The organism is Bacillus benzoevorans, from assembly GCF_014207535.1.
GTDB classification, from domain to species: Bacteria; Bacillota; Bacilli; order Bacillales; family Cytobacillaceae; genus Bacillus_BD; species Bacillus_BD benzoevorans.
Window position 1 is genome coordinate 1 of record NZ_JACHGK010000048.1, and the last position, 2,652, is coordinate 2,652.

A 2,652-nucleotide genomic window follows, 5' to 3' on the forward strand; every position below is an offset into this window, starting at 1 on the left:
GGGCGCCGTTCGACAAGTTCTGTTATAAGTGTTTTACATGAAATACAGGGGATTATCTAAGATTAATCCTAACTTTACAACGGAGGATGGGAATGACGGAACCATGTTTCCCGAAACCATCCCGTCAATACTCCTGCATGCGTTATGATTGACAGGTCATGGGGTCTGAAGTACAGGTAGATTCGGCAGAACGAAGGCTAAAGCCATTCATTAAGAAAAGGTATGCCAACAGATATGCCGCACGGCTGAAAAACTAGATATGGTGAGAATAGTTCCAACCTTAAGGAACTGACGAACTTCCGAAAGTACAGGTCTAAAGATTCAACATAGGGAAACCTATGTCCCATCTAACGATGGGGTGAGTGGTGTTGAGTAAAAATGCGCCCTCTGAAATACACTATACCGAACAATGGCGGTATCCAGCTCACAGGTCTACAGGAAGCACCTACGTCTAGAACGCAAAGCTACGTTGTAAGGGACTTGGAAAACAAGGAACGTTGAAACAAGGACTGTCATCCGAAACGGTTGCTATAAGGCATATGCTGAAATGCATTCATCCTTGTGAGGGTAGGGGCACGACTGATGAACCTTCTGTAATGGAAGTGGAGGAACAGCCCCAAGTCTAACGAAATAGAACGATTATTTTCCAAATGTGTATTGCACCGATCGGGTAAGAACGTGGGAACATCACCTCAAAAGGGGGGGGATGCCACAGTGCAGGCTCTACGATATTGGGATTACTATGGCATGACGGAAACCTTTACGGAATTATACGATAAAGCCAGTAAACAGGAATCATTTAAATATCTATATGACATTATTACATCTAGGGAAAACATCTTGTTGTCTTATCGAACCATCAAATCTAATAAAGGGTCAAAGACCCCAGGAACTGATGGAAAAACTATCAATGACATTGAAAAATTAACAGACAATGAACTAGTAACTGAGATTCAAAACAAGCTAAAAAACTATCGCCCCAAAAAAGTCAGACGGAAATTAATTGAAAAAGATAACGGAAAATGGAGACCACTTGGAATTCCCTGTATACTTGACCGAATTATACAACAATGCTTTAAACAAATCCTTGAACCCATTGCGGAAGCACATTTCTATAATCATAGTTATGGATTTAGACCACTTCGTTCTACCCATCATGCGATGGCAAGAGTACAATCACTCATCAACCAAGCGTCACTCCATTACGTCGTCGATATTGATATTAAAGGATTCTTCGATAATATTAACCATACCTTGCTTATTAAACAGTTATGGAATTTAGGCATCCAAGACAAAAGGGTCTTGGCGTGCATTGCTAAAATGCTAAAGGCGGAAATTGATGGAGAAGGTATACCTATAAAGGGCGTACCTCAAGGCGGGTTGTTATCGCCGTTGCTTTCAAACATTGTACTAAACGATTTGGACCAATGGGTAGCTGACCAATGGGAGTTCTTTCCCCTAAATAAGCCCTACAAAAGTAGAGTGGGAGAACGGTATGCTAAAAAGCGTACTAATCTTAAAGAAGGATACTTGGTACGTTATGCAGATGATTTTAAAATTCTCTGTCGAGATTGGAAAACATCTCAAAAGTGGTTTCATGCCGTAAGGCAATACTTAAAAGAACGTCTGAAATTAGATATTTCACCAGAAAAATCGAAGATTATAAATCTGCGAAAACATGAATCTGAATTCCTTGGATTCACAATCTGTGCGAATAGAAAAAGAAACAAGAGAGTAGCGCATACAGGTATAAAAGTAAATAAAAAGCAAAAAATCAAAGCCGAGGTAAAAAGGCATATTCTAAAATTGAAAACCTCACCAACTACACAAAATGCACTACTCTTTAATAGTTTTGTTTTAGGAATCCATAACTATTTCAATCGAGCAACACATGTCAATATTGAGTTCTCACGTTTAGCCTATGATTTGCGTACTTTTATTTACAATCGTCTTAAATCTGTCGGGAAATACGAACATCCTATAAATGCTCCACCAACTTACAAAAAATTTTACAGCTTGGGTTTTAAAACCTTTAAAATATCCAATGTGTACCTATTCCCTCTTGCAAATGTTAGAACGAGGAACAACATGAACTTCAGTCAAGGTCTGACTCCTTTTACGGAAACAGGAAGGGAACGTATACATAAGCAGCTTCAAATGGATATTAAACGAGAAATTTCTATTCTGATGAAATCAGCCATTCTGACACGAAGTGTTGAATATATGGATAATAGGATAAGTCGGTACAGTATGACAATGGGAAAATGTGAAATCACCGGCACCTTTCTCTCTGCCAGTGAGGTTCATTGCCATCACTACATCCCGAAACATCTTGGTGGAAATGATAAATTTAATAACTTGCGTATCCTCCACAAGGAGGTACATAAATTAATCCATCAAACAAACAAACAGATGATTGACACGCTCATAACCAAACTTGGCATTACAACGCCAATGGTTCAAAAGATTAACAAATACCGTGAGAAATGTGGAATGGAATTAATCTAATAGACCCCAATTAAATGAGTAACATGGAACTTATAATCTAGTACATATCGATAGATGGAGCGCGGAATGCAGGGAAACTTGCACGTTCCGTGCGGAGCAGGGGAAAAGCCGGAGATTGCATCAAACGCTTACCTATTGCTGACG

Annotated in this window: 1 protein-coding gene; it reads left to right on the forward strand. The window is 39.3% G+C overall.

All coding sequences use genetic code 11. The annotated features are described in order from the left end of the window. The first annotated feature begins 714 nt into the window (after positions 1–714). Complete coding sequence (gene ltrA / locus HNR53_RS23030; protein ID WP_184530525.1) at positions 715–2,508, forward strand: group II intron reverse transcriptase/maturase; 1,794 nt, start codon at positions 715–717, stop codon at positions 2,506–2,508. Positions 2,509–2,652 lie beyond the last annotated feature (144 nt).